Source organism: Salibacterium sp. K-3 (assembly GCF_054052005.1).
Window position 1 is genome coordinate 594,734 of record NZ_JBSVZE010000003.1, and the last position, 25,507, is coordinate 620,240.

29 protein-coding genes are annotated in these 25,507 nt (G+C 44.0%); 7 read left to right on the forward strand and 22 right to left on the reverse strand.

What is annotated here, in order from left to right:
- Positions 1 to 14 precede the first annotated feature (14 nt).
- The 6 genes from ACW9JV_RS18410 to ACW9JV_RS18435 all read right to left on the reverse strand — a co-directional run bounded on the left by ACW9JV_RS18410 (position 15) and on the right by ACW9JV_RS18435 (position 5,784).
- Positions 15 to 149, reverse strand: a complete 135-nt coding sequence (locus ACW9JV_RS18410) for a hypothetical protein (RefSeq protein WP_457337145.1) — start codon at positions 147 to 149, stop codon at positions 15 to 17.
- Positions 140 to 301 carry a DUF6612 family protein gene (locus tag ACW9JV_RS18415; RefSeq protein ID WP_457337147.1) on the reverse strand — a complete coding sequence of 54 codons (162 nt, stop codon included), beginning with the start codon at positions 299 to 301 and terminating at the stop codon, positions 140 to 142. The genes ACW9JV_RS18410 and ACW9JV_RS18415 overlap by 10 nt, the downstream gene beginning before the upstream one ends.
- A gap of 137 nt (positions 302 to 438) precedes the next feature.
- Positions 439 to 2,628, reverse strand: a complete 2,190-nt coding sequence (locus ACW9JV_RS18420; protein ID WP_457337149.1) for a 5'-nucleotidase C-terminal domain-containing protein — start codon at positions 2,626 to 2,628, stop codon at positions 439 to 441.
- A 238-nt stretch (positions 2,629 to 2,866) separates the two neighbouring features.
- Positions 2,867 to 3,688 (reverse strand): ABC transporter ATP-binding protein, encoded by an 822-nt coding sequence (locus ACW9JV_RS18425; RefSeq protein WP_457337151.1) that lies wholly within the window; start codon positions 3,686 to 3,688, stop codon positions 2,867 to 2,869.
- Between the two features lie 42 nt (positions 3,689 to 3,730).
- Entirely contained in the window at positions 3,731 to 4,783 is a 1,053-nt protein-coding gene (locus ACW9JV_RS18430) for a FecCD family ABC transporter permease (RefSeq protein ID WP_457337153.1), read from the reverse strand.
- Positions 4,780 to 5,784: a FecCD family ABC transporter permease gene (locus tag ACW9JV_RS18435; RefSeq protein WP_457337263.1), complete on the reverse strand. Its 1,005-nt coding sequence runs from the start codon at positions 5,782 to 5,784 to the stop codon at positions 4,780 to 4,782. The genes ACW9JV_RS18430 and ACW9JV_RS18435 overlap by 4 nt, the downstream gene beginning before the upstream one ends.
- A gap of 195 nt (positions 5,785 to 5,979) precedes the next feature.
- Here ACW9JV_RS18435 and ACW9JV_RS18440 point away from each other — a divergent pair, with 195 nt between their 5' ends.
- Entirely contained in the window at positions 5,980 to 6,999 is a 1,020-nt protein-coding gene (locus tag ACW9JV_RS18440) for an ABC transporter substrate-binding protein (protein ID WP_457337155.1), read from the forward strand.
- A 163-nt stretch (positions 7,000 to 7,162) separates the two neighbouring features.
- Positions 7,163 to 7,849 (forward strand): RluA family pseudouridine synthase, encoded by a 687-nt coding sequence (locus tag ACW9JV_RS18445; protein ID WP_457337157.1) that lies wholly within the window; start codon positions 7,163 to 7,165, stop codon positions 7,847 to 7,849.
- A gap of 39 nt (positions 7,850 to 7,888) precedes the next feature.
- On the opposite strand, the gene ACW9JV_RS18450 is transcribed toward ACW9JV_RS18445, so the two are convergent.
- Positions 7,889 to 8,011, reverse strand: coding sequence for a hypothetical protein (locus ACW9JV_RS18450; RefSeq protein ID WP_457337159.1), 123 nt, complete (start codon positions 8,009 to 8,011; stop codon positions 7,889 to 7,891).
- Between the two features lie 32 nt (positions 8,012 to 8,043).
- On the reverse strand, positions 8,044 to 8,988 hold the full coding sequence (locus ACW9JV_RS18455) for a helix-turn-helix transcriptional regulator (protein WP_457337161.1): 945 nt from the start codon (positions 8,986 to 8,988) through the stop codon (positions 8,044 to 8,046).
- Positions 8,989 to 9,107: 119 nt separating this feature from the next.
- Between ACW9JV_RS18455 and ACW9JV_RS18460 the strand changes: the two genes are divergently transcribed.
- Complete coding sequence (locus ACW9JV_RS18460; RefSeq protein WP_457337163.1) at positions 9,108 to 9,644, forward strand: dihydrofolate reductase family protein; 537 nt, start codon at positions 9,108 to 9,110, stop codon at positions 9,642 to 9,644.
- A 79-nt stretch (positions 9,645 to 9,723) separates the two neighbouring features.
- On the opposite strand, the gene ACW9JV_RS18465 is transcribed toward ACW9JV_RS18460, so the two are convergent.
- The 7 genes from ACW9JV_RS18465 to ACW9JV_RS18495 form a co-directional block, all read right to left on the reverse strand.
- The gene (locus ACW9JV_RS18465; RefSeq protein WP_457337165.1) at positions 9,724 to 10,203 is read right to left on the reverse strand and encodes a DinB family protein; all 480 of its coding nucleotides are present in this window, start codon (positions 10,201 to 10,203) and stop codon (positions 9,724 to 9,726) included.
- A 147-nt stretch (positions 10,204 to 10,350) separates the two neighbouring features.
- The gene (locus tag ACW9JV_RS18470; RefSeq protein ID WP_457337167.1) at positions 10,351 to 10,911 is read right to left on the reverse strand and encodes an NADPH-dependent FMN reductase; all 561 of its coding nucleotides are present in this window, start codon (positions 10,909 to 10,911) and stop codon (positions 10,351 to 10,353) included.
- Positions 10,912 to 10,998: 87 nt separating this feature from the next.
- Positions 10,999 to 12,396 (reverse strand): MFS transporter, encoded by a 1,398-nt coding sequence (locus ACW9JV_RS18475; protein WP_457337169.1) that lies wholly within the window; start codon positions 12,394 to 12,396, stop codon positions 10,999 to 11,001.
- A gap of 85 nt (positions 12,397 to 12,481) precedes the next feature.
- Positions 12,482 to 13,075: a TetR/AcrR family transcriptional regulator gene (locus ACW9JV_RS18480; RefSeq protein WP_457337171.1), complete on the reverse strand. Its 594-nt coding sequence runs from the start codon at positions 13,073 to 13,075 to the stop codon at positions 12,482 to 12,484.
- A 285-nt stretch (positions 13,076 to 13,360) separates the two neighbouring features.
- Entirely contained in the window at positions 13,361 to 14,917 is a 1,557-nt protein-coding gene (locus ACW9JV_RS18485; protein WP_457337173.1) for a mechanosensitive ion channel, read from the reverse strand.
- 91 nt (positions 14,918 to 15,008) lie between these two features.
- Complete coding sequence (locus ACW9JV_RS18490) at positions 15,009 to 15,785, reverse strand: helix-turn-helix domain-containing protein (RefSeq protein ID WP_457337175.1); 777 nt, start codon at positions 15,783 to 15,785, stop codon at positions 15,009 to 15,011.
- Positions 15,786 to 15,966: 181 nt separating this feature from the next.
- On the reverse strand, positions 15,967 to 16,119 hold the full coding sequence (locus ACW9JV_RS18495) for a hypothetical protein (RefSeq protein WP_457337177.1): 153 nt from the start codon (positions 16,117 to 16,119) through the stop codon (positions 15,967 to 15,969).
- A gap of 436 nt (positions 16,120 to 16,555) precedes the next feature.
- On the opposite strand from ACW9JV_RS18495, the gene ACW9JV_RS18500 reads away from it, so the two are divergent.
- Positions 16,556 to 17,329, forward strand: coding sequence for a class I SAM-dependent methyltransferase (locus ACW9JV_RS18500; RefSeq protein WP_457337179.1), 774 nt, complete (start codon positions 16,556 to 16,558; stop codon positions 17,327 to 17,329).
- Positions 17,330 to 17,602: 273 nt separating this feature from the next.
- On the opposite strand, the gene ACW9JV_RS18505 is transcribed toward ACW9JV_RS18500, so the two are convergent.
- The 3 genes from ACW9JV_RS18505 to ACW9JV_RS18515 all read right to left on the reverse strand — a co-directional run bounded on the left by ACW9JV_RS18505 (position 17,603) and on the right by ACW9JV_RS18515 (position 19,340).
- Positions 17,603 to 18,391 (reverse strand): SDR family NAD(P)-dependent oxidoreductase, encoded by a 789-nt coding sequence (locus ACW9JV_RS18505; protein WP_457337181.1) that lies wholly within the window; start codon positions 18,389 to 18,391, stop codon positions 17,603 to 17,605.
- 65 nt (positions 18,392 to 18,456) lie between these two features.
- Positions 18,457 to 18,843 (reverse strand): ArsR/SmtB family transcription factor, encoded by a 387-nt coding sequence (locus tag ACW9JV_RS18510; protein ID WP_457337183.1) that lies wholly within the window; start codon positions 18,841 to 18,843, stop codon positions 18,457 to 18,459.
- Positions 18,844 to 18,896: 53 nt separating this feature from the next.
- Complete coding sequence (locus ACW9JV_RS18515) at positions 18,897 to 19,340, reverse strand: UPF0236 family transposase-like protein (protein WP_457337185.1); 444 nt, start codon at positions 19,338 to 19,340, stop codon at positions 18,897 to 18,899.
- A 265-nt stretch (positions 19,341 to 19,605) separates the two neighbouring features.
- Here ACW9JV_RS18515 and ACW9JV_RS18520 point away from each other — a divergent pair, with 265 nt between their 5' ends.
- Positions 19,606 to 19,962 carry a zinc-ribbon domain-containing protein gene (locus ACW9JV_RS18520; RefSeq protein WP_457337187.1) on the forward strand — a complete coding sequence of 119 codons (357 nt, stop codon included), beginning with the start codon at positions 19,606 to 19,608 and terminating at the stop codon, positions 19,960 to 19,962.
- Positions 19,963 to 20,409: 447 nt separating this feature from the next.
- On the opposite strand, the gene ACW9JV_RS18525 is transcribed toward ACW9JV_RS18520, so the two are convergent.
- The 4 genes from ACW9JV_RS18525 to ACW9JV_RS18540 all read right to left on the reverse strand — a co-directional run bounded on the left by ACW9JV_RS18525 (position 20,410) and on the right by ACW9JV_RS18540 (position 23,754).
- Positions 20,410 to 21,072, reverse strand: coding sequence for a hypothetical protein (locus ACW9JV_RS18525; protein ID WP_457337189.1), 663 nt, complete (start codon positions 21,070 to 21,072; stop codon positions 20,410 to 20,412).
- Between the two features lie 350 nt (positions 21,073 to 21,422).
- Positions 21,423 to 22,091 (reverse strand): NAD(P)-dependent oxidoreductase, encoded by a 669-nt coding sequence (locus ACW9JV_RS18530; protein ID WP_457337191.1) that lies wholly within the window; start codon positions 22,089 to 22,091, stop codon positions 21,423 to 21,425.
- Positions 22,092 to 22,175: 84 nt separating this feature from the next.
- Positions 22,176 to 22,559, reverse strand: a complete 384-nt coding sequence (locus ACW9JV_RS18535) for an NAD(P)-binding domain-containing protein (protein WP_457337193.1) — start codon at positions 22,557 to 22,559, stop codon at positions 22,176 to 22,178.
- A 4-nt stretch (positions 22,560 to 22,563) separates the two neighbouring features.
- Entirely contained in the window at positions 22,564 to 23,754 is a 1,191-nt protein-coding gene (locus ACW9JV_RS18540) for an MFS transporter (RefSeq protein ID WP_457337195.1), read from the reverse strand.
- A gap of 246 nt (positions 23,755 to 24,000) precedes the next feature.
- On the opposite strand from ACW9JV_RS18540, the gene ACW9JV_RS18545 reads away from it, so the two are divergent.
- Together ACW9JV_RS18545 and ACW9JV_RS18550 are read left to right on the forward strand one after the other, a co-directional pair.
- Positions 24,001 to 24,336 carry a MerR family transcriptional regulator gene (locus ACW9JV_RS18545; RefSeq protein ID WP_457337197.1) on the forward strand — a complete coding sequence of 112 codons (336 nt, stop codon included), beginning with the start codon at positions 24,001 to 24,003 and terminating at the stop codon, positions 24,334 to 24,336.
- 231 nt (positions 24,337 to 24,567) lie between these two features.
- Entirely contained in the window at positions 24,568 to 25,488 is a 921-nt protein-coding gene (locus tag ACW9JV_RS18550; protein WP_457337199.1) for a LysR family transcriptional regulator, read from the forward strand.
- The last annotated feature ends 19 nt before the right edge of the window (positions 25,489 to 25,507 follow it).

Below are 25,507 nucleotides of genomic sequence, written 5' to 3' on the forward strand. Positions count from 1 at the left end.
CAGCGGCGGGATGGTTATTCACCGGGATGGGACGGCATGGCGTTTCCTTCCATTTCCTGAGCATTATCCACAACGTCGGACAGGACCTCGACCGACTCCGTTTCGTTGAAGTTGGAAATGACCGCGTTGGTTGTCTGGCTCACTTCCATCGACGGCCCTTCCTCTTCAATACGGAGTTCATCTTCATTTCTTCCTGATAAAAGGTCTCTTTATCTATACATAAGGTGTATTGAAAAGACTGGATATCCATCGCATTCATAATCGTTTCCATTTGATCTTCCATCTGCGGATCTGAGAGCACAGACTGACTTAAAGCCGCCTCTCTTTGAAAGAAAAATGGAAATGTGAGAATAAATGTCCGTACAAACTGGTTCCTCCCGCCGTCTCCTGCGACACAAAAACCGGCTGAATGCGATCATCCAGCCGGTTTTTTATCATTTACTGCACAATCCGCCCTTCTACTTCGGGATCCACCGTTTCGAGTTCTGCCACATGGTCACGCAGGTTCTCCCAGTCGGCGAGGCCTAAATCCGTAACCCGCCCTTCGTCATAAGCCTCCGCGAACACTTCATAACCGTCGCCGCCTTTTGCCGTAAAGGCATTTGTGGCAATAACATACTCCTCATTTTCATCAAGAGGTGTATAGCTGCCGTCCTGTTCTATTTCAACGGTCTGCACCCGGCTGCCAGGCTCATTGGAGCTGTCATACGTGAATTGCATCCCGCTTACATGCAGAAATCCGCCATGTTCTTCGGGTGCCTGGCTCACACTGTGTTCCAATGCTTCTTTCAGTTCAGCTCCTGTTAATTCCATGGTTGCGAGTGTATTGCCGAACGGAAGAACCGTTATAATTTCTCCGACGGTGATAGGGCCTTCATCGATAGATGCACGGATGCCTCCGCCGTTTTGGAGCGCAGCTGTCGTTTCTTCATTGTACTCTTTCGCTTTCGAGAGCATACCGTCTGTAATCAGGTTGCCAAGCGCCGTTTCGCTGTTTCTCACACTGGTATCATCTCCGTCGCCGAGACGCGGGTTAGGAAGTGCATCTGCTGCGGTACCGCCGCTTTTTTCATTTTTCACTTCCTCCACCTGGGAAGCATAATCATCAAGAATGGCCGCCGCTTCTTCATCCGCTTCCTGTTCACCGATTTCAATTAATTGTCCCTCGTGTTCTGTTACAACCCCTTGTTCATCAAAGGTTACATTCAGGGTCCCGAGGAACTGTCCATATTGGGAGGCCTGCACAATCACGGTCGGCGCGCCGCTTTCCGCCCCGACAACGTCCGGTTCCGAAAGTTCCGTATGAGTGTGACTGCCAACAATCACATCAATGCCTTCCACCTGTTCGGCCAGCTGAAGGTCGTTATCGACTTCCGGATTATCATCATATCCAATATGGGTCAAAGCTACAATTTTGTCGATGCCCTGTTCTTCAAACTGATCGACTGCCTCCCGGGAGGATTCGATATAATCTTCAAACTCTACATCAGCGGGGCTGGAAATCTCAGCGGTTTCAGCAGTGGTGAGACCGAAAACACCAATCTTCTCCCCGTTCACTTCTTTCACGATGCTGTTGTAAATCTGTCCATTCTCCGGCTGTTCTGCCATGTCATCATGAAACAGACCGCCGAGATTGTCATCGTTTGTAACGTCTACGTTGGAGCTTACAAAAGGAAATTCCGCTCCGGTAATGAAATCTGCCAGAGCCTGATGGCCTTCTTCTCTAGAACCGAGGTCAAATTCATGGTTGCCGAATGTCATCATGTCATAGTCCATGAGATTCATAAATTCCAGGTCAGCCTGCCCTTCGAATTCATTGAAATAAAGTGTTCCGGAAAACACATCTCCTGCGCTCAGTAATAAGGAATCCGGGTGATCCGCCCGGAAGTTTTTCACTGCTGTTGTCAGTTGAGCGGTGTTGTCCAGGTGGGCATGGGTATCATTTGTGTGCATAATCGATAATTCAACGTCTTCCGTATCCTTCTCCCGTTCGTCCAGCTGCTGGGAACGATGCAGGAAAGTCGAAAACGCTCCTCGTGACAACGATTCCTTCGGACGGAAGTCGTCCAGCTGTGTAGTCAATTCAAGATTGGCCAGCGTCTGCACGTTATCCTGATGAGAGACATGTACATTGCTCAGCCGGATATTTGCGTCTTCTCCCCATGTATCATAGTCTTCCAGATTTAATGCAGATACAAGAACGGAAGCGGTCTGCTCCCGAGTGATAGACTTTCCTGGTTGAAATTCCCCATTTTTTCCTTTAAAGATTTCAGCCTCTGTCACCGCTGCGATTTCGTCTGCATACATATGATCCGGGTCGAGATCTTCATACCGTTCGAGTACTTGATCTGCATTTTCCGGTGTCTCCAGCTCCACTGCTTCTGCCAGCATCACCGCGGCATGCTGACGCTTCACATCCTCCCACGGGCGGAATGTTCCATCTTCATACCCCTGGATAAGTCCCTGATCCGTCAGTGAAAGAATAGATTCGTAGTGAGTGTCCCCTTCTTCCACGTCACTGTAACCGGTCTCTGCTGCGTTCCCCGTTCCGGGGATGGCCATCAATAAGGCTGCAGTCAGAGAGAAAAAGGTACACCCTTTTCTGTGAGATCGTCGGGGGTGGTACATGAATATAAAACCTCCTTCAGCTATCCACTATTTGTAATGGATAAAATAGTTTTGAAAGGAAATACTTTTCTACCTTCATTGTAAGAAGATTCATATAAACAAACAAGAAATTTTTAAAAATTTAGATTGGGAAGTGTTCGGCTTAAGGTTCACCGGTACAACATAGAAAAAAATCCCGCTCCATTTCTATGGATGACGGGATTTGTGGGAGAGACACCTAGCTATTCACTCACGGCGGTCAGGCACTTCCATGATGTTTAAAAACTCCGCCAATACAACGACCCATGCCGTATGGAATGCAAAGCGGAGTACCAAACAGCGGATCGGCGGAGATCTGACATTCCATACCAAAAACCTGGCGGACCATATCACAGGAAATGATTTCTTCCGGCCTGCCCTGTGCAAAAAGCTGCTTATTCTCAACAGCTGCCAGATTATGGGCATACCGGCACGCCATATTCAAATCGTGAAGAACCATCACAATGGTTCGATTCTCTTTTTGATTAAGATTAAACAATAAATCCAGAATTTCAACCTGGTGTGCCATATCCAAGTACGTCGTTGGCTCATCAAGAAGAATCGTGTCCGTGTCCTGGGCCAGGGTCATTGCAATCCATGCCCGCTGCCGCTGACCGCCGGACAGAGCATCCACCGTACGTTCAGCCAGTTCGTGCATATTGGTTTCTTCCAGAGCTTTCTGCACACAGCGTTCGTCTTCTTCCGACCACTGCTTTAACCAGTTTTGATGAGGGTAGCGGCCTTGTTTCACCAGCTGCAGTACCGTCAAGCCTTCAGGTGCGGAAGGCCCCTGCGGCAGAATAGCCATTTCTTTAGCAACTTGACGTGTCGATAACTTAGATATCTTTTTTCCATCCAAAAGCACAGATCCTTCATCCGGCTTCATCAGACGGGCCATCGAACGAAGAAGCGTCGATTTGCCGCAGCCATTTGCACCTATTAAAACGGTAATCTCGCCTTTTGGAATATGAATGGAAAGATCTTCAATAACGCTGTTCTGTCCGTAGGATAACGTTAAACTGTCCGTTTGCAGCCTGCTCATCGCGTACCGCTCCAATCTTTCATAGTTTCTCCCTGCCCACGGTTATAGGTTACGATTTTTATAAAGTAGATAGATAAAATACGGCGCGCCGATCAATGCAGTAAACACCCCAGCCGGTACTTCCAATGGCGAAAAAACAGTTCGCCCTGTCAAATCAGCAGCTAAAACAAGCAGAGCACCAATAAAGGAGGAAACCGGAATAAGCGCGCCAAATGCAGAACCCACCAGATTTCTGGCGATATGTGGTGCCATCAGCCCGACAAAACCAATTCCACCGGCAAAGGCAACTGCGCCGCCAACCAGGGCAGTGCTGATCAGAAGCAGTCCCATACGCTGCTTCTGCACCCGGCTTCCCATCCCTTTTGCAAGCTCATCGCCAAGCTCCTGAATATTCAATTTCCTGGCTGCTAGTAATGTTCCCGTTAATAGAACCAGTGTCCACGGGGCTAAAATCGTGACATCATTCCACGTCGCACCGTATACCGTCCCTGTCAGCCATATGTTCGCCTGACTTGCCCGGTAAATCGGACCAACAAGCATCAGTAACGTTGTAATGGCCTGAGCGAGAGAAGATATGCCGATTCCAATCAACACCAGGCGGATCGGTGATACACCGTTTTTCCAGGAAAGGCTGTACACTAGAAAAGCCGTGAATGCTGCTCCTATGAATGCAGCCAGAGGCATCCAGTGAATACTGACAAGAAGCGAGTTATTTTCATCACTGAAAACAGCGAGAAACGTTACAACAGCCACTCCAGCCCCGCCGGTAATGCCGATAATCTCGGGCGAGGCCAGAGGGTTTCGGACAATACCCTGGAGAATGGCACCCGCTGCAGCCAGACACATACCAACCAGTACTCCCACAATAATTCTGGGAAGGCGGAACGAGAAGATAACCAGTTCTTCCTGTTCCCCGCCATTACCCAAAAGGGTGCGTATGACATTCAGCGGGGATATGCGCATATCTCCAAGGCCGATACTGGCAATAATAAGTGCAAACGTCAGCAGTATAAGGACCACGGTCGTAAGGAAAGCCTTCCGATCCAGCAGAAAAGAAAACCAGTTTCTGAATCGGATAGGGATGTATTTTTTCATGTCATCCTCATCCCCCTTCTGGCAATGTATATAAAGAAGGGGGTTCCAATCGCCGCTGTCATCACACCGACCGGTACTTCCTGCGGCATGATCACGTACCGTGCCGATACGTCAGCGGTCATTAAAAGAATACCACCTAACACCGCACAATACGGGAAAATCCAGCGGTGATCAAGGCCCACGAGGGGACGGACAATGTTCGGGATGACAATACCGATAAACCCGATGGGGCCAGCCACCGCTACCGATCCACCTGCAAGTACAATCACCAGTAAAGCGCATGATAATTTGGTCAGTCCTGTTTTCTGACCGAGACCTGCCGCCACGTCCTCGCCTATGGCCAATGTATTAATTGGGCGTGCTAAAAGTATAGTCAACAACCAGGCTGCACCAATATACGGAAGGACGAATAATAAATATTCCAGTTCACGGCCTTGTACCGAACCGGCAAGCCAGAACAGCACTTCATCCAACGCTCGTTCATCAAGAACCAGCAACCCCTGTGTAAAAGAGGAAAACAAAGCAGCCATGGCAGAACCGGCAAGAACCAGTTTCATCGGACTAAGTCCTTCTTTTCCGAGTGAACCAAGCATATATACCGTAAAAGCTGCTGCGCCAGCCCCTAAAAAAGCAATCCATATATAATGCTGCATACTTGAAACAGAGAACAACGAGACAGCTGCCACTACAAAAAAACCAGCCCCGGCATTGACACCTAAAATCCCGGGCGAAGCAAGGGGGTTTTTTGTCAAAGCCTGCATAATTGCTCCCGCCATCGCCAGGCTGGCTCCCAATACCGCTGCTGTTAATGCTCTTGGCATTCGTTGATTTCGTATAACCAAGTGTTCATTAGATTTATCAAATTGTGTATAAGCATCAATGACCATGGAAAACGTAACCGATGTATAACCAAGTATGACGCTTCCCAATATACATGCAAAAAAAACGATAATACCAATGACCAGCCCCGTGACTTTTCCTTTCCGCGATTTCAGCAGCATAACGGCTGAACTCCAATCTACATCTTTTACCGACAACTCTGTTTATACCCCTAAGTTTAAGGAATATACAACGTTATTGTCAATGATTTTGAAATTCATTTTCATTTATTTATTGACAGTGAGAATCATTCTCTATAGGGTTTTAGTAGAACTATTTTATTGCACATATACTTTTGTGATGGGAGGCACATATTTATGACGGTTAAACATTCGTTATCCCTTTCCCGGATAAGCTTCATCCTGCTTCCTGTTATGTTTGCTCTTCTTTTAACAGCTTGCGGTGCTGAAGGAAATGGGGAAGGAGACAGTTCAGAAGAAGAGAATACCAACCAGGAAACGGATGAGAACACGGCGGAGGAAAGTCAGAATACCTACACTATAGAGCATGCCATGGGAACAACAGAATTAGAAGGAACCCCGGAAGATATTGTAATTCTTACCAATCATGGTACCGAAGCCTTGCTTTCTCTCGGGATCACTCCGGTTGGAGCAGTAAAGTCATGGACAGGTGATCCGTGGTATGACCACATCGAAGACGACATGGAAGGCGTTCAGGTAGTAGGAACAGAAAGCCAGGTAAACCTTGAACAAATTGCCTCACTTGATCCTGATCTCATTATCGGCAACAAAATGCGTCAGGAAGACATATATGAACAGTTGAATGATATTGCTCCTACCATCTTTGAAGAACGGCTCCGCGGAGATTGGAAAGTAAACTATGAACTGATTGCAGAAGCCGTCGGCAAAGAGGAAAAAGGACAGGAAGTGCTGGATGATTATAACCAACGTATTTCAGACATCCAGGAACAAGCCGGTGACCGCGTAGATCAGGAAGTTTCCGTGGTCCGTTTTACAGCTGGTGATGTCCGTATTTATCAGAAAGATTCGTTCTCCGGAATTATACTCGATGAAATCGGATTTAACCGCCCCGAACCACAGGATGTTGATGAACTAGCCATTATGGAAGCAACGAAAGAGCAGATTCCTTTGATGGAAGGAGACGTCCTTTTCCACTTCACGTATGAAACAGGAGATGGAGAAGCATCTGACCTTAAAGAAGAATGGCTGCAGGATCCATTATTCAAAAATCTTGAAGTAGCTCAGGAAGGCAACGTGCACGAAGTCAGTGATGCGATTTGGAACACCGCCGGCGGTGTCCGTGCTGCCAATTTAATGCTTGATGACATCGAAGCATATCTTGAGGAAAACGAATAAACACGCAAAGGGGGCTGTAAAAACAGCCTCCTTTTTGCTATGTAATGAATACAAACGAGGACAGTGTAACACGAATCTTCCGAAAACAGGTGCTTACCTCGAGTAACGGATGCGCTATGTTATCATAAGGGGTATAGTATAAAGTGAAGGGGTTTTAACAGCCATGACCGTTCCTGTTCTTTATGAGGATAATCATTTACTTTTTGTAGAAAAGCCGGTGAACATGCCTGTCCAGGAAGACAGCTCCGGCGATAAGGATCTGTTGACGCTGCTGAAGGAAGACCTGAAAATCCGGCATCAGAAGCCGGGCAATGTGTATCTCGCGCTTGTACACCGTCTGGATCGCCCTGTAGGCGGTGTGATGGTGTTCGCCAAGACATCCAAAGCCGCTTCACGGGTATCGGACGCCATCCGCAGAAACGCCATGCAGAAACGTTATCTGGCAGTGGTAAGGGGGAAGCCTCCGAAATTTCAAGACAGGCTCGAAGATTATCTGCTGAAGGACCGTCAAAGCAATCAAGTAAGCATATCCAGCCCTCATCATAAAAAAGCACAAAAAGCGGTGTTGGAATATAAAACCATTGGCAGCGGGAACAATCTGAGTCTCCTTTCCATCGACCTACATACAGGAAGACCCCACCAGATACGCGTTCAGTCTGCTTCGCGCGGCTGTCCGCTGTACGGTGACCAGAAATACGGCAGTGGCGTGAATAAGCCGGGGCAGCAGATCGCTTTATGGTCTCACACCCTCGCAATAGAGCATCCAACAACAAAAGAAGAAATAAAAATAACTTCCGAACCGCCTGACGCGTATCCGTGGAATCTTTGGGAGGCAAATGACATGAAATAAGCCGGGATAACACCCGGCAACGTACTGGAACGAAACGTTTTAGTCATCTGTCATCACCTTACGGAAACAAACATAGGTAAACAATCCTGCAAGGATAACCCACACCATAATGACAACCAGCGGCATCCATGTGCCGGCATCGTGCATCTCAGCTGCCTGCATGACCGGAAAATTCCCAAGGTAATAAAGACCTTCTAGTCTCTATCGTAAAAATCGATAACGGACATGGCTGACGATACGATTTCATCTGTCAGACTTTTTGGTGAAACAACGTTGATTTTGTTTGCGAATCCCAGTAGATACTCTACAGCCTCCTGTTCATTATGAAACCTTAAAGTGGCTGCTATCCATTCATCCTCGTGTGGTTTTTCGGTATTTATAACTTGGACAAACTTCGCTGTAAACTTCATTCTGTTCCATATTTCCGGATGTATTTCCACCTCTACATCATAAGTTGGGAGATTCCGTACAAACTCTGCTTTTGATTGTTCCCAGTATACGGCGAGATTGAAATGGGGAGGTCTTCTAAACGTTTCGCTTTCAACCTTTGCATGATGTATGCGTGACACCCTGTAATTACGCATCATATCGTTTCTTGATGCAACAAGGTACCATGTATTCCCTTTTGCGACCAATCCTAATGGTTCAACCAGCCTTTCTTTTTGCTCTCCGTCGGCCTGTTCGTAGTGAATGTTCAGCCGTTTACTATCCCAAACTGCCTGCAGCACGGTATGAAGAGCATCCGCATGTTCTCTGGATTGCTTCCATGTGCCCGAATCTATATGTATTCTTTCCCACATGGCTTGGGCTTCGTCCCGGTAAGCAGCCGGGACAGCTTCAAGTAATTTGTGCCTCGTATCCAGCGGAGTATTATTCAATCCTAAATCTTCGAGTAATTCATTGGACGGGAAAAGAAATAAGGATTTCATATCAGCCAGGCTTAATCCGCTTAATCTGCTCCGAAAATTATCTAATAAACGCCATCCTCCCTCTTTTCCCCTTTCCGAAACAACGGGGATACCAGCATTCGTTAATGCATCCATATCTCTGAGAATCGTTCTATCTGACACCTCTAATTCACTGGACAATTCCTTTGCGGTCATTTTCCCTTTATTTTGTAAAAGTATCATGATATTCATTAATCTATCTGCTCTCATCATACCCCGCCTTTCCGTAAGAAAAATTTGTAACTAACACGACAAAAGGTGTCATGTTTTTATTATATACTTGGGGTAACAGTAAAGAAAGGAGCATTATCATGAATCAAAGACGACATACAGTATTATTTATTGCGTCGAGTTTGGATGGGTATATTGCCGCGAAAAATGAATCCCTTGAATGGCTGTTCAAGGTTGAAGGGGAAGGAGATAACGGCTTTGCAGCGTTTTACGAAACAGTGGATACGGTTTTGATGGGAAAAAGAACGTATGACTGGATAATGAATCAAGATTTTAAAGAATTCCCATATAAAGATAAGGAATGCTACGTGTTTACCAGCTCTTCTTATGAAAATACCGGGAATGTGCAGTTTGTTCATGATGATATAAAAAGTTTTGTAAACAAGCTTAAAAACAAAAATGGTAAGAACATCTGGCTAGCCGGCGGAGGCGAACTGTTACATTCTTTTATTCAGGAGGGCTTAGTGGACGAATTCATTATAACCATTGCACCAACTATCATTGGCAGCGGGATCCCTCTATTTAAGGAAGGAAATCATCAATTAGACCTTGTGCTGAAAGAATCAAAGACATTTAATCAATTTATTACATTGCATTATGAAGTAAAAAGCACATGATCCAGTGAACCCCTTTCAGAACCATCTACAAAGGTTCCGGCAGCTTCCGGAACCTTTGCCATAACCCCATCAGAAAATTCTAAATAATGCGTTTCATTGCGCTGATTTGTCCCATATGAATGCCTTCATGCATGCATAGTAAACCCGCTAAATCTTCAAAGGTTTGTACTCCCTCAAATGGGAAACTCAGCGGCTCCTCCAATGTTACATTTAACCGATTCACCGGTATTTGTTGTATACGGTTTGCCTGATCTTTTAAATGCCGGGTGAGCTCTTCAACGGATGGCACTTCCCGCGTCCAGTCGCCGGGCTTAGTTCCCATTTCGAATAATTCACCATAGCCTTCGGGCAGTTGACTTTTTGATATGTCGGGGTAACCCAGTATTGTTTCCGTGCTGGTTAATACATGGCCGATATGCCAACGGATCGTATTATTAAAATGTTCCGGCTGCGTATCTACGATTTCTTCCGGTGTTGATTCTACCGTTTGAATAAAGAACTTTCTCGTCACGTCGAATTGGTTCATGATTAGTTCATGTTTAGACGATAACGCATCCATTAAGAAATTCCCCCTTCATATACTTTTATTTCCTGTAACACTATTCTAACACTCATCTCAGCATAATACATTCGAAGTACGTTTCTTCTTCCAGCCAACCACATCCTCCCTTCAGAATCATTTCCCGTATTATCCGATTTTCGGTTCTTACGTCTGCCGTATAGTCTTTAACGCACCGCTCCAGGCAATCACCTGATCGAACATCTTGTTTACTGCTTTTTCCTGGAAAGATGCCGGTTTCAACTCGCTGAAGTTTTCAAAATCGGTGAATAATGAAAGCCTTACCTGCGTCTGTACATCCGCCACCTTTAATTCAGCCATCATCATCCGAAGGTGTTCAACGGCTGTTGTTGCACCAGCAGCACCGTATCCAACAAAACCAGCAGCCTTATCGTTCCATTCCTTATACAAATAATCGAGTGCGTTCATCAGCGCAGGAGACGTGGCATGGTTATATTCTGGTGTGACGAAAATAAAACCATCAAAGGTGTCTATTTTTTGGGACCAAACCTTAGTATGGGACTTCGTATACTGCCCTGATGCAGCACCCTTGGGTTCGTCAAGCAGGGGTAGGTCGTAATCCGCAATGTCCACGATTTCAAATTCAGCATCACTCCGTTGTTTGGCTATGCCGTGTACCCAGTGGGCTACAGCCTCACCGTTTCGACCCGGACGTGTGCTTCCAATAATAATTGCTATTTTATTCATCTCAAATTCCTCCTATTAAAAGATTATTTAAGCGTCCTTCTGTTAACGCTCCATGACATGATCTTCCACTCTATCAGACATCTTTCTTTATCCAGGTGTAGACGTCGTGTTCAAGCTGGATTTGCTCTGCATTTGCTCTGCCCTTGCCATTTGGAAATAATAAAGGACAATAACGCTCACAAGCGCAATAGCAAGGATGAAAAAAATATTACTGTAAACAAAGCCTTCCGAAAACAAATGCAGCGGGTTCCAGTTCACAGCGGTTCCCTGGTCTACTGCTCTGCCGTAGACAGCACCTGAAACGCTTCCTGCCATAAAGTTCAACATTGAGAAAATCCCCATGCCCACCCCTATCTGTTTTTCAGATAAAGTTTGGGAGGCCGCGTTCTGCAGCGGGATGAGTATGAACGCCATCCCTACATCGCCAAGTATCAAGAAAATCGCAACAAATACCGGTGAACTTCCCATAAAGACCGATAACAATACAAAACTGGTCAACATCAACGCTGAGGACAGATAAAACAAGAAAGGATTTCCGTTAACATCCGCCAACTTCCCTCCTTTTCTACCAAGCACCGCTGAGATAACGGCGGCTGGAACCATAACAAGACCAATAAGCTGTGGTCCCAGTTGATAAATATCGGATAACAACAGCGGCGTTAGAAAAACAAGTGAAAATCCACTGGCACTGACAAGAAAGGTTATGACCAAACCAAGGGAATAACGCTTATTTTGAAACAGGCGCGCTTCAACAAACGGTTCTGCAGCAAAACGAATGCGTACAATGAACAAAACCAACAGAATCAAAAAACCGACAGCCAGCATCCAGCTGCTTTTTGTAATAGAGAGTAAGGAGAACGCCACCGCTCCGGCTAACAGCCCAGTCCCAATCCAATCAATGTTACTGCTTTCCTCTTTCTGTTCATCCTCCAGATATTTTCGATAGAAAGGCAACATAACGAGCGTCAACAGCGGCAGGCAGAACAACCATCTCCAGTCTGCAATGCTGACAATGAAGGCTGGAACAACGGGACCAAGCACTCTGCCAAGCGCCAGCCCGACTGCTGCCATTCCTAAAGCACGACCGCGTTTCTCCGGGGAAAAATAGCGTGCCGGAATGATCATCGCTGCCGCGGGTATAACCGATGCCCCCACTGCTTGAAAGATGCGGCCAAGAAGTACCATCCAAAAAGCGTGAGCGGTCAGACCAATCAGCGAACCCAGCGAAAAAAAGATGAGCCCGAACGTTAATAAGTTCTTGAGTTTGAAGCTGTCTGCCAACTTCCCGTATATAACCGCTCCGATACCATAAAGCAGCATATACGCAGAAGAGACCCAGCTTACCTGTGCAAAAGACAGGTCGAGATCCGCAACAATTTCAGGCAGGACAATGTTAAACATCGTTGCACTCATAACGGAAAGAATCAGCGTGAACATCACAATAAGCATTAATTTTTCGTTTGTTTGATGCTGTATCTCCTTCATTCCGATTTTCATTTCTCCTTTCCAAGCAAGATTTGACTAATCTTAAATTACAGTCACTACTTACTGACATACTGCTTTTAAATTTTTACCAGGGAATTAAAGCCCTGGTAAATATCGAGACACTTTCTTCTATAAAAGCCTCGATGGAAAAGGCATGAAGTATGGGATCATTGTTCATTCTTCCCATGGCTGCTCCATAATTCATATACAGAAAGGTAACTGCCTGGCTTTCCGAGTCCGCTTGTATGATCTTTCCTTTTTGAGCCATTTCATCGAAGTATTCGGTTAAAAAAGCTTTTAACTGCTCAGGATGTTTATGAGTATCCTGCTGAAACCCCGGAAGATTTTTCGCCTCTTTTGTACTAATTTGAATCAGCTTCCGGTTCTGATACATAATCTTGTGATAGTGTCGGGCAATCATAAGCAAATCAGCATGAAGGTCCCAAACGATTTTTTCGGCAAAAAGATCCTTCATTTCTTCCGCATAATGATATCGGTGAAACGCCGATTCTAACAAATTTTGTTTGCTTTGAAAGTGTCTGAACAACGTTTTTTCCGTGAACCCTGCTTTCACTGCAATGTCTTCGGTTGTTACACCGTGGTAGCCATGTTCCGCCATAAGATCGACAGCAGCAGTCATTATCTTATCGGAAGTGGCCTGTTTTCTGTTTCCATCCATTAGAAAAAATCATCCTTGTTTGCTTTTGTCTGTCACCAGTGACTGTCATTAATATACGGCATTTTCTTTTTATTGTCAAGTAGCACATCAAAATTCTTCTTATAACTTTGAAATCTGCCCTGACCGTTTTCTTTTTTCCAAAGTTAACGCCCCATCTTTGCTGCACGGAAAAAAGCAGACATAGATGTTAGGCAGAAGGGGACGGCTTCCGATTGTCTAAAAGAAAGCCGCACCCTTCTTTACTAATATTACTGGTATTGTCACAGACTCCTTTGCTGCTTGCGGTTACTTCTCTTCCTCATCCGAGTCGGATGGTTTGTTTACATTCATCTGTCCCATTTTGTTATCAGCTTTCTCGAGATATTCCGCGGCTTTCTCGCGTCCCCCGAGACCGAATGCCAAACCAAAGGCAAGGGCCAGCGCACCAAGAATCAGCATAAAGGCTGTGTTAATGATGGAATCCGCAACGCCCAGCTGATCAAGTGCCATAAACAGGGCGAAAGCGATAATGGCGTATTTCGCGGCGGATGCCAGGATGTTTGAATCTCCTCCCGGCGTACGGACCGTGCTTTTCACAAAACGATAAGCTGCATCAGCAAGCCACAATCCGAAACCGAGAATGATGACGGCAGCGAAGACTGAAGGCAGGTAGCTTACTATTCCGGAAGCGAGATCCACCAGGAATTCAAGCTGCACAACCTGCAGTGCTTCGACCGTAAACAAGAAGATGACAACAATCTGAACGACATAACCGCCGATTTCCGATAACGTTGGAATGCCGCTTTTCTCTTCGGTTTGTCCAAGTCCCATTCTGCTCATAAGAGCATTGAAGCCGAGACGCTGTAGCAGATTCGTGACCGTCCCTTTCAACCAGCTTCCGACCACGAAACCGGTGATAATCAACAACACAGCGATCGCAATCTGCGGCAGCATGGCGAGAACATCGTTCAGCATGGCGACGGCCGGTTCCGAAATGCCGTTCAGCGCCAGGGTCTCCAACGCGGAAATAACGGCCGGGATCAGAACCAGGATGAACGCAATGGTTCCAATTATCCGAGAAAAGCTTGTTTCTTTCAGGACGGAAGACAAGTTCAGCTTATCGGCAGCTCGATCTGTGCCAACACTTTCAAGAAATTTCGTTAAGATATCGCGTACAACCTTCGCAATCAGCCACCCGATCAACAGCGTAATGGCGGCTGCTACGAGTTTAGGCAGGAACGTCAAGACGCTTTCGATCATCGAGGTGAACGACGTACTGAGGCTTTCAATGTTCAACGCTCCCAGCACAGCCGGCAGTGCAAACAGCAGCACGAGATAGAATACGATTTGGGCAAGGGTATCAACAGCCTTCTTTGCGGACGATTCATCGTCAGCAGCTTTTGCTTTTACCAGGAGGCCGGATAATTTGCCGCCTGCCCCTTCGATAAGTTTTTTCAGCACGATGGCGATGATATACGCACCCAGAAGAATAATACCGGCTGTGATAATATCCGGAATGGCTCCTGTCACTAAGCTCAGCATGTTAGACAACGGGTCAGCCAGCATGTCAATATTCAACATGTTCAAAAACCAGACAAAGGCAGCGATAACAATCAGCCAGTACACCAATCTCCCAATGATTCTTTCGATATGGATAGGTTTTGATTTATCCTGATTTTCCAAATCATCTGAATCATTTGAAGGAAACAGTTTTTCACTGATGTTCATCCGTTCCAGTGCCTTTCTCACTCCACGGGAAACCAGTCCCGCTATGATGAAACCAAGAATAAGTACCACAAATGCTAAAATGAACTGCGGAAGCTGGGCGACAACACTCTCAAAGGTTTGCCCGTAATTATTCATATAATCTCCTCCTTGTGTGATCTCTAATGGTCCTTCGGTTTCCCCCCCTTTATTCAAATGTAGACGTCCGGGATTTTCGAAACTCAACTGGTTATTGATCTCCGGTTGCTTTTTTTACCGGATTCAGGGTGAGTCGTTTCCGGTAATGATTAGGGGAGCACTGGTATTTTTCCTTAAATACTCTGTTAAAGTGGGCCGGGCTCATATGTAACATTGCAGCCACTTCTTGGATCGGCTTCGTGATATCATGCAGCAAATAAACACTTTCTTCGAGCTTTTTCTCACGTATATATTCGATACACGTCGTACCCAAATGCCTTCTCACCAGACGTGCCAAGTGCCCGGAAGAGATATCCAGATGCGCAGCAACGATTTGGGTATTCAGATGGTCGTATATGTAATCATCTACAAACTGAACGAACCGCATGATCTGAGGATGGGACGGATATTCATCCTGATAGCCGTTAATGGTTTGGATGAATGTATTGGTAATGAAATAGATCCCCTCACTGTACTCTTCTTCTGTTTCCCAGGTCTCAATGATTTTCATCAAGGTGACAGCTGCAGCCAGGAACTCCCAGGAAAACGATAAGTGACGGGTGAATTCTTTGGCAGAGGATCCAGCCAGAAACGTAAAGAATCTCCGATAGTCTTTTAATCTCTCTTGTTCGGATTCTTCGACGGATAAGATATGAAAGATATTCTCAATATGCTCATAAGCCTTCTGTTTCCGTCCGTGATAAACAGCTCGGAAAAAGTTCTCTTCTTCTCTGATGATATTCTGAAACACTGCCCCTCCGGCGCGCTGCAACACATACAGTTCCTTCGGAAACATATGGCGGAATTTCTTGTCATTGGACGTCTCCACAGCTGTCACCTACTTTTGACCAATCAAGCCTTTATTGACCATTTCCTTCTTTACAGATTCCCTCCAGGAAAAATACTTCCGGTAGTGATGGCTGGACCGAAACAATGATATCCAGGCTTAGGAAACTATTTCTATTATCGGAATGGGTAGATACCTCCCTTTAGCAGCATCGGAGAAATTACTACCTTTTGCCCATCCCCGTTTCTTCTTCTTTTGCCTTATACCCCTGTTGGTAGCCCGTACGGTATGCGGCTTCAATCATGCATTCCAGTTGCTCCCGTAACGCTTGATCTTCAAACGTTTCTATAAACCTTTGTGCATGTTCTGGTTTCATATGGATCCCTCTGTTCTCTTTTTTATCCAATCCCAAAAGTACTACGTATAATAACTTTTGTTATAAAACCATTATGAAAAACGACTGCCGCTATGGATACAATTTTCAAGAAAGGATGGATGGTTTCGACATTTTTATCCTCCCCCTTCCATATTTCGATTTTACCCCAAAATTAAAAATTCAATCTCTTCATTTGAAACATTTAATATCAAAATCTAACATCGACTAATTTTTTTGATCATTTTCACCTAAATAAAAACGTTTATAATGCAGCACGTTTTAATAATCTCAACAAAAAGAGCAGGAACCTACATCTTTGGAACCGGAAGTAAATGAATATAAAACTAGAGAAAAGGCCCGTTCTTTAATAAGATAATTTCCAAAAATTATGTTATGCTTATTAAACAATATCAAAGTGCCGGGGGTGTTTATTAAGATGGATGTGCCTGCAGATAATAATTGGAATGCTGAGCTGTACGATGGAAAGCATTCGTTTGTTTCAACATACGGGAATGATTTAGTTGACTTATTGAACCCGAAGAAAGGACAACACATACTCGATCTTGGTTGTGGAACCGGAGATTTAGCAAAACAACTAAATGACTTTGGAGCTGATGTTGAGGGTGTTGATAAATCAGAAAATATGATTGAACAAGCCAAGACTAAATATCCGAATATTAAATTCGCGGTGGAAGACGCCACAGCGTTAGAATACAAAGATGAATTTGACGCCGTTTTTTCTAACGCTGCGCTTCACTGGGTGAAACCTCCAAAAAAGGCGCTATATTGCATATATAACAGTTTAAAAGAGAATGGACGTTTTGTTGCCGAGTTTGGAGGAAAAGGGAATGTTCATCGAATTACTACGGAAATTAGAAACCAGCTTAAAGCCTTAGGATTACCCTATTACGAAGATCGATTCCCCTGGTTCTTCCCAAGTGTCGGCGAATATACAACCCTTATGGAGGAAGTAGGTTTTAGAGTGACCTTTGCAAATCACTTTGACAGACCAACACCATTGGAGGGTGAGACCGGATTAAGACATTGGATGGAAATGTTCGGAAAAACAATGTTTGAGGAATTCGATAATGAGTCAGTACATAAAGTCATCACAAATGTTGAAAACAATTTAAAAGAATCTATGTTTAAAGAAAACAAGTGGATTGCAGATTATAAAAGAATCAGGGTGATCGGAAAGAAGAGTAAATAAAGAGATCCCCTATCCGGGACGCAGTTTCAGCTAATATTCCGAGGAGTTAAGCCATTGTGAAACCACAACCAACCCTTACTGAAGAAAAGTGACCAACTCATGACCATGTCGAAAGCTCAAGCATACTAAAAGGTTTCGGAGATTGCCGGAACGGTGGCTTGGTGAAGACTTGGTGAACACAAGTAATGCTAAAATATTCTGAAGTTCGAAAGTGTTCGAGTTTTTCGTTTTTTTACCGAAATTCTGATAAGGAAAATTCTCCATCTAACGAAGTTACTTGTTGGTCAATGCGGATTGAAATGCACCTTTAGCCAGTTTTACGACCATACTCCGGGGCAGTAAACGCGGCAAGTGAGCCATAATATAATTGTTCCGTCCAACGATTATGTGGCTGCGATCTTTATTTACACCCTTAAATGCTGCGTTCACAACATCAATCGGCTCCATGTGCTTACCTTTCAAGCTTTCCGTACCGGATACAGCATGAAATGAGCTTTTTGTTTCTCCTGGGCATAACGCAATGATTTGAACACCGCTATCTCTATATTCGGCCCATAATGCTTCCGTGAAAGAGAGGACATAAGCTTTCGTGGCACCATACACAGCCATGTATGGTGTCGGCTGAAACGCTGTCATTGAAGCAACATTGATAATAATGCCTTCCTTTTTCCCAATCATGGAACCGATGAATTGATAAGTTAATTCAGTTAATGATATGACATTGAGATGAATCTCCTGATGAACACGGGTTGACGAGATTTGATTGAAAACCCCCAGCGTTCCAAACCCGGCATTATTAATAAGTATATTAACTGTTAACCCGAGAATTTCAACTTCCCTGGCCACTTTCTCTGCAGCGCCAACTGAAGATAGATCAACCGGAAGAGGTACCGCTTGGATGAAGTACTTTTTTTGAAGTTCATTTGCAATTTGTTTGAGTTTATTCTCCGATCGGGCAACCAAAATTAAGTTGCATCCTTTTTTGGCAAGTTCTATCGCGAAAACCTTCCCTATTCCGGATGATGCACCTGTTACCAAAGCTGTTTTCTTTGAAAAACTCATTTGAATGACCTCCATCAAAAGATTAAATAATTAAATATTTGAACATTTTATCCAAAAAACATTCTTCACTTTTTGCGAGAAAGTGATGTATGTTCTTCAAACGCCTTAGCAGGGTCATTTGATAAGCTTTCGGCAGCACGAATGACTGCTTTAAGTTGGTCTATAACCGAGTTTTCAAGAGTCAAGCTATAATAAATTTCCGTTTTATCCTTCGAGGAGTCCAAAATGCCTGCTTGTTTAAGTATCTTTAAATGGTGAGATATTGCCGGTCTGGATAAATGCGATTGCTCCACTACTTGTGCGACGTTCATTCGTTTGGCTATCATAAACATCAACAAAATATCCTGCCTTACAGGATCAGCAAGTGCTTTGAAAATATCTGTAGACTGACGAATCTCATGATGGAGAGCCTGCTTCTTTTCCAATAATACGCTTGGCTTTTGTTCCTTCAACCCACTACCCCTAACAATTAAATATTTGAATGTTTAAATGTTTAAATATTCATTTAAAGATAACATATTGCTTTTAAAAAAGCAATGGGGGAAGTGGAGGGGGATGCGTCAAGTTTTTCTCGGTAGTTCTGAAAGACAACCCAGGTGTGTTCCAACGAATAACGATGAGCCGTTACCGCCTGAACTTCCTTCCAGTATACTGCCGCCGGCTGCGTGGTCATCAACACCCGCGGGTGTTGGAGCGATACCCGCCGCCCGTTTGTCTCCCATCCCTCATGGGTTACCGCATGGCAGACTTCGATGCCCTGTCTCTTCTTGGTCCCACGGACAAACACGCCATCGGCTTCCGCATACAGTTGCGAAACCTCCCGGCCGTCCGGAAGGGCGGCCGCCTCATCCAGCGAGGTGAGAGCCTCGCCCACCAAATCGCTGAACCAGCTGACCATCAGCTGCTGCAGCTTTTCTTCCATGGCCATGACATCCGGTGTCTCTTTCAATATCTGACATTTCTGCTATAATGGTTGTCATGAGAAGGCCTCTTTTCACTCTGTATTTGCTCGCTAGGCATACATTGATAGAGGACCTTCTCTTTTTTGCCAACGATCAGCTCCCACAACTACCGAGAACTATTTTACACATACTATTATCGCTTTAGGTATTAATGGTTAACGAAAAGGATAAATAAACGTAAATGTTTACTTTTTCCATAGTTACAGATAGAATATGAGCACGTAGACGTAAGATCGGTTGAGGTGATTCAATTTGTATTGTTCTAAATGTGGCATGGACATCAATCAAGACGATAATTACTGTTCATCATGTGGCACTGGTATAGGGAGATCCCAAGTCTCAGCTTCCGATGATTCAGCAGGAGGATCCTCATTCCCGGAAGAAAATGACCAAGGAAAAAAATACGTTATTTTAGGATGGCTGTTCTTCGCAATTTCATTAATACTTATTCCGATATTATTTGGCACCGGCGCATTTATTATGGGCTTTCTCACTTATAAAAAACGGAATCAGACGCATGGCGTTGTTTTAATGATTTTTGCTGTAGTTGGGACCATTATAGGAACTATGATTGCAATGGCTGTCCGCGGGGATCTACATATTGGATGATAAAAAATATCATTCACTTATAACATTCTATATATTCTGTATAAAGAATGTATACAGAAGCAGTGTTAATGTCTAGAGGATACAAAAGCGATTGATAAAGCCGGCGTTTCAGCTAATATCCCGAGGCGTTAAACCCGTGGTGAAATAAAACTCTTCCCAAAGCTCAACCCATCGAGTAGGAGGGGGTGACTAAACCCCCGTCCTCTCCCACCACCGAGCGTACGGGTCCGTACTCGGCGGTTTCCAAAGTAATGACGGGCAATGATTTCCACTCTCCTTGCCCGTTGTGCTTTTCTGGCTCTTTGTGTGTCACCGCTTCTTAACACTTCTAAGGTATTCAACAGAATTCACCGTCTATCCCTTAGTGAGCTCCTTTCGGACATCTGTTTCATAGAACCTACAAAAATGCCAACAATAATTTGCTGGCATTTTCGCGGTAACATACAACTATTTTATACTTTTAGCAATTTCAATAAGTCTTTTCTGTTTTTCTTCTGTAAATTGGCTTTTATCCCCATTTTTTTCAACCATGGTTATAATAAATTTCCATCCTGACTCTTCAAGATAAATAGAGTATGCAATTCCATCTACTCCAAAAATCTTTGCTTTTGTATCATCCACATTAACTTCTTCTGATGTGGCTGTACCATCATAAGTATCAGCTTTAAAAGTTGGCTCAGCTTTTGGAGCCTTACTTGTATGAATACTAATGCTTTGACTCTCTTCCTCTTTTGCTTGAAAACTAACTTGATATCCATTTATATTGTTACTTTTATCTAGGTAAAGCTTACTAAATGAATCAATTTGTAGATCTGAAAGTTTACTTGGAAATGGAATATTAGTATCAAACTTCTTCTCAGCTTGCTCGATACTCTTAATCTCTTCTGTCTCATAAACATCTTGATTAGAAAAACCATTTCCAAAGGAAGGTGACTCTTGTGCACTATCCTCATCATATTGGGAAACTTCAAATAAACCATTAAAAACAGCTTGAACATTAGGGCTTACCCAAATACCAATACTAAAAATTACTGCTGCTGCGGAAGCCAATAAAGGTTTATTAAATCTTTTATTTTTCTTCTCCTTAAATTTATTTTTTTCAAAAACCACTTGTTACTGCTAGAGAAATTTGACCGTTTATTGCTGAACTGCACGGTCCACAAATTGACAGGCAGTCTGTCCGGTAATAGACGAAAAAAAGCAGGAGAGTCGCTCTCCTCCTGCTATTGAAATTCTCCTATTACGACATCTTTCACCATGTGATCATCAATGATGCGATGACCACTTTGAGAACCATCGTTCCACTATTAGCTTTTAAAAAAAGGAGGTGCTTTTACCCCATTTGGGGGTACCTACATGATACGTGTAAAATATACAGTTAAGGATGGATATTTCATCCATCCCTAACTAGAGATTGTCAGTATATGATTCTATCTAACGGTTCAAGGTTTACCCCACTTTCAATCACCTGATTCCTGACCTACAATGAAGTGTACTCCTGTCCATTGCTCCCTTATTGCATCACAGACTGCCGTCGCAAAATCCTCATAGCTGATACGACTATTTAAAAAGTCACTTTCATCATACGACGGATCCCATTCATGATAATACCCAGTACGAGGGCCTGTGGGATCATAAACCGGCGGTGGCATAAGGTAAGCCCATGTACCTTGCGGGATATCCTCCAGATAGTCTCGCAGTTTGGCTTGCGCCACGGCCCTTGGTAAAGGGCGTTTCGGAAATACAGGATCCTGCCATAATTGCTTACCATTATGCATATGGAAGGTTCCAGCTCCTCCTACAGTAATAATCAAACACCCCTTCATATTCCCAACCGTTTCACGAATTCGTTTGTCCAGTTCAACCAATGCTGTTGGGGGCGTCTCACCTGGAATCCGAATGGCGTTCACTATTATATCAGCTCCAGATGTTGCCTTACGAAGACTGTCTATGTTTTCTATATCTACAACAGTCGTTTGAAAAGATCGTTTGGTCTCGGGGAGCCTGGACGTATCATCCGAATCTCGCAGTGCGGCAGTTACCTGGATGTTGTCCTCATACTCTAACAATTGCCTGAGAATGCGGGTGCCTGTTCGCCCAGTTGCCCCTAAAAGTAGTAAACGTGTCATCGATTATCAACTCCTCAAAGTCATTGTGTTATATTTCTGCTTTCTCCTTTTACCGGTTCAAGATTGTGAATCTTGACCAAAACCTTACTTCAAATCGGTACTTAAGAGGTCATGCAGAAAAACAATAAGGAAATTCCCGACCAGCTTAACAATCGTTGCCGCTCCGACCTCTTCCCTAAAATCAAAAAGACCCTGCCCTCCCATTGCTTTTAGAATGGGTTGGACGCGTTCTTTAGCTTGCCGCGAACCTGTATAGGGAATCCAGAGCCTTTTGTCAGCCACTGCTTCTGGTCTTCCAAAAATGGGAGCTTCAACATAGGCACTACCATGTTGTGCGTGCATGGCCGCAATTTTCTTTGCTGTTTCAGGTAATACAGTGCCCATCGAAATATGAATCCCATCCGGTCCCAGTTGTTCCAAAAAAGGAATAAACTTTTTAGGGACTTCTACGAATCGATATTTCTGCAATATATCAAGTATTATCTTTCATGAAACGAAACAGAAAAGAAAATATTAAACCTATACCGAGAATCGCAGCCAGGATTTCAAACGTTACAAAGTAACCACCGGTCTTTAATAATGCAACCGCAATAATCGGCCCCAGGGTTGCCCCAATAAACAAAGAAAACGAGTAAAGGGCGACGGCCGATGCGCTAGCTTGCCCCGCCATCTGTCCAACCAGTGAGATAACGGATGGATTAGTCAATGCAATCCCGGCGACAAAAACAACACTCATGATGATTGAAAACCATAGACTAGAGCTTACGCCAAGTGCTGCAAGTCCAAGAACCGCCAGTGTGATTCCTCCGCAGAGCACATTGCGCAAACCAAATTTTGCAGCCAGCCTGCCAACAAATGGTGCTAACAACATACCCGCAATGCCAACCGAGCGAACATAGAGAATTTGCCGGTCATTCAGTCCGAAATTTTCACTTAAATAATTTCCTAATGCCGTATACATGCCGACAAAAGCCAGCAAGAGAGTCGCCGTAATGATATACAACAAAATAAGGAACTTGTTTTTGAAAATGCTGCCCATCTGCTTAAAGAGACTAAATAAACCAATATCTTTATTTGGTTTATGACCTGTTGGTAAGGACAACATCACCCATACGACGGTGACACCATAGATGATGCCAAGAGCATAAAAAACAGCCGGCCAATCCATTTGACGACTCACAAAAGCGCTAAAGACCTGCCCCACAATACCCGCCATCAGAAAACCGGTGGTTATAAACCCAACGGCGGTCACACGTTTTGCGGCCGGTAACATTTCAGTAGCATAAGCAATTAAGGTTGGCGCGATAGATGCTGCTGCCACTCCTTGAAGGCTACGAAGTATAATCATTGCTGGCAAACTATCAAAAAGCCCCACAATTGGAGAGACGACCGTTAGGGTGATCAACCCGAACAGGATCATCGGTTTCGTGCCATAACGATCAGACAATGGACCAAAGAACAAAAATCCAACAGCATAGAATAAAGAAAAAGCACTTCCGGTCCAAGCAGCCTTCGCCGTAGAAACCCCGAAATCTTCGGCAAACACGGAAAGAATCGGGATGGTCACATAAACATTCGCGACAGCCACAAGCCCGCACCAAAATAGAATCGCCGTCATTAAAGGATAGTTTCTGGTTTTTAAAGTACTATTGATCACAGTCATATAAATCTCCTCACCTCTTTGATAAATCCCTCTTGACCTCTGTTGTTTTGCTTTAAATTGAAAATTGCCTACCTTTGCCTAAAATCACCCCCCTCTATAAAATCATTTCCCTTTGTTTCATTTTATGCTTATAAACTACATTTATTGTAACCTATTTACGTTTGATGTCAACAAGTTGCTATAAAATTTGTAGTTTATCTCCTTTTATTGTAAAATGGTTACAAAATATCTATTCGGAGGATTACCGTGAATAAAAAGTATGATTACGAAAATCCTTTACTTGATTTTGATTTACTGAAAAGACTTGTTGTAGGGATTGGTGAGGTATCAGAAATTACAGGTATACCGACACGGAAAATTCGCTATTGGGAAGAAAAGGGAATTATTCAGTCAGATAAAGAGGAGGAAGGAACAACAAGGAGATATAATTATTTAACCGTCAAAAAGATCCTTTTGATTCAGGAGATGATCGAAGAAGGTTTTACACTCGATGCAGCAGCAAAAAAGGTCGAGAAACGAATGGAAAACCTTAATGAAGCTTTTCGAAAACTGGCTGACAATGTTCCAGACGATGTAGAGTGATGGTTCGAAATAACCTCCCTACTACCCTAAAAGGGTTGTTGCCTGACATTTTGACAACAACCCTGAATATTAACTCATAAAAAAAGAGCTGGAAAAGCTGGGATGGACTGCCTCTTGCCGTCGTATTGGACGAATCAGTCCAGTTTAGTGTTGACATACCAACATGCTGGAATTGCATGGAGAAGAGCGAAGTCTACGCACCATCTCAAAACAAAGGAAGGAGGAGTTTAAGTGACATTGCAACAATTGAGATATGTGATTGAAGTGGCGAAGCAACGATCGATTAGTAAAGCTGCGCATCGATTGTTTATTAGTCAGCCGAGTCTGTCGAATGCGATTAAGGAATTGGAGAATGAACTGGGGATTGCGATTTTTTCTCGTACAAATAAGGGGATTGTTATTACGTCAGAGGGTTCGGAGTTTTTAGGTTACGCCAGGCAGGTAATGGAACAGACAGAATTGCTTGAAAACCGCTATGCCAATACGGCTCAACCTCCGCAGCAGCACTTCTCTGTCTCCGGCCAGCATTATGCCTTTGCGGTCAGTGCGTTTGTGAAGCTGTTAAAAAATTACGATCGGGACGAATATGAGTTTACGTTACGAGAAACGAGGACCTATGAAATCATTGATGATGTAAAGAACCTTCGTAGTGAAATTGGGATTTTGTATCTAAATGATTTTAACCAACAGGTCATTCGCAAGTTTCTGAGAGAAGGAAATTTAACATTTCATGAGCTGTTTCAGGCCAACCCGCATGTGTTCATCAGTTCAACGAATCCACTCGCGGCCGAGAAGTATGTTACCTTAGCTGATTTGGATCCTTATCCGTATTTGTCATTTGAACAAGGGGACTATAATTCGTTTCATTTCTCCGAGGAGATATTAAGTACCATCTCAAGGCGCAAAAATATTCGTGTCAGTGACCGGGCCACGTTGTTTAACCTGCTGATAGGATTGAATGGATACACGATTTCCACAGGGATAATCAGTTATGACATCAACGACGATGATATTGTGGCGGTGCCGCTGGAGGTGGATGAGAGCATTACAGTCGGGTATATTCAACATAAGAATGTGGCAAACAGCCCGCTGGCAACGATTTATATCAATTTCTTAAAGGAAACGATTGCCGAAGAACTAACTTTGCTATAGGTTGAAATTATGACAAAGC

Excerpts from the sequence above, each read along its gene's own strand:
- ACW9JV_RS18425 (WP_457337151.1), bottom strand. The coding sequence starts at position 3,688 with ATGAGCAGGCTGCAAACGGACAGTTTAACGTTATCCTACGGACAGAAC.
- ACW9JV_RS18480 (WP_457337171.1), bottom strand. The coding sequence starts at position 13,075 with ATGGATGGAAACAGAAAACAGGCCACTTCCGATAAGATAATGACTGCT.
- ACW9JV_RS18455 (WP_457337161.1), bottom strand. The coding sequence starts at position 8,988 with ATGAATATCATGATACTTTTACAAAATAAAGGGAAAATGACCGCAAAG.
- ACW9JV_RS18435 (WP_457337263.1), bottom strand. The coding sequence starts at position 5,784 with ATGCTGCTGAAATCGCGGAAAGGAAAAGTCACGGGGCTGGTCATTGGT.
- ACW9JV_RS18430 (WP_457337153.1), bottom strand. The coding sequence starts at position 4,783 with ATGAAAAAATACATCCCTATCCGATTCAGAAACTGGTTTTCTTTTCTG.
- ACW9JV_RS18410 (WP_457337145.1), bottom strand. The coding sequence starts at position 149 with ATGGAAGTGAGCCAGACAACCAACGCGGTCATTTCCAACTTCAACGAA.
- ACW9JV_RS18445 (WP_457337157.1), top strand. The coding sequence starts at position 7,163 with ATGACCGTTCCTGTTCTTTATGAGGATAATCATTTACTTTTTGTAGAA.
- ACW9JV_RS18475 (WP_457337169.1), bottom strand. The coding sequence starts at position 12,396 with ATGAAGGAGATACAGCATCAAACAAACGAAAAATTAATGCTTATTGTG.
- ACW9JV_RS18460 (WP_457337163.1), top strand. The coding sequence starts at position 9,108 with ATGAATCAAAGACGACATACAGTATTATTTATTGCGTCGAGTTTGGAT.
- ACW9JV_RS18470 (WP_457337167.1), bottom strand. The coding sequence starts at position 10,911 with ATGAATAAAATAGCAATTATTATTGGAAGCACACGTCCGGGTCGAAAC.
- ACW9JV_RS18485 (WP_457337173.1), bottom strand. The coding sequence starts at position 14,917 with ATGAATAATTACGGGCAAACCTTTGAGAGTGTTGTCGCCCAGCTTCCG.
- ACW9JV_RS18540 (WP_457337195.1), bottom strand. The coding sequence starts at position 23,754 with ATGACTGTGATCAATAGTACTTTAAAAACCAGAAACTATCCTTTAATG.
- ACW9JV_RS18530 (WP_457337191.1), bottom strand. The coding sequence starts at position 22,091 with ATGACACGTTTACTACTTTTAGGGGCAACTGGGCGAACAGGCACCCGC.
- ACW9JV_RS18420 (WP_457337149.1), bottom strand. The coding sequence starts at position 2,628 with ATGTACCACCCCCGACGATCTCACAGAAAAGGGTGTACCTTTTTCTCT.
- ACW9JV_RS18465 (WP_457337165.1), bottom strand. The coding sequence starts at position 10,203 with ATGGATGCGTTATCGTCTAAACATGAACTAATCATGAACCAATTCGAC.
- ACW9JV_RS18495 (WP_457337177.1), bottom strand. The coding sequence starts at position 16,119 with ATGAAACCAGAACATGCACAAAGGTTTATAGAAACGTTTGAAGATCAA.
- ACW9JV_RS18505 (WP_457337181.1), bottom strand. The coding sequence starts at position 18,391 with ATGAGTTTTTCAAAGAAAACAGCTTTGGTAACAGGTGCATCATCCGGA.
- ACW9JV_RS18450 (WP_457337159.1), bottom strand. The coding sequence starts at position 8,011 with ATGCAGGCAGCTGAGATGCACGATGCCGGCACATGGATGCCGCTGGTT.
- ACW9JV_RS18500 (WP_457337179.1), top strand. The coding sequence starts at position 16,556 with ATGGATGTGCCTGCAGATAATAATTGGAATGCTGAGCTGTACGATGGA.
- ACW9JV_RS18440 (WP_457337155.1), top strand. The coding sequence starts at position 5,980 with ATGACGGTTAAACATTCGTTATCCCTTTCCCGGATAAGCTTCATCCTG.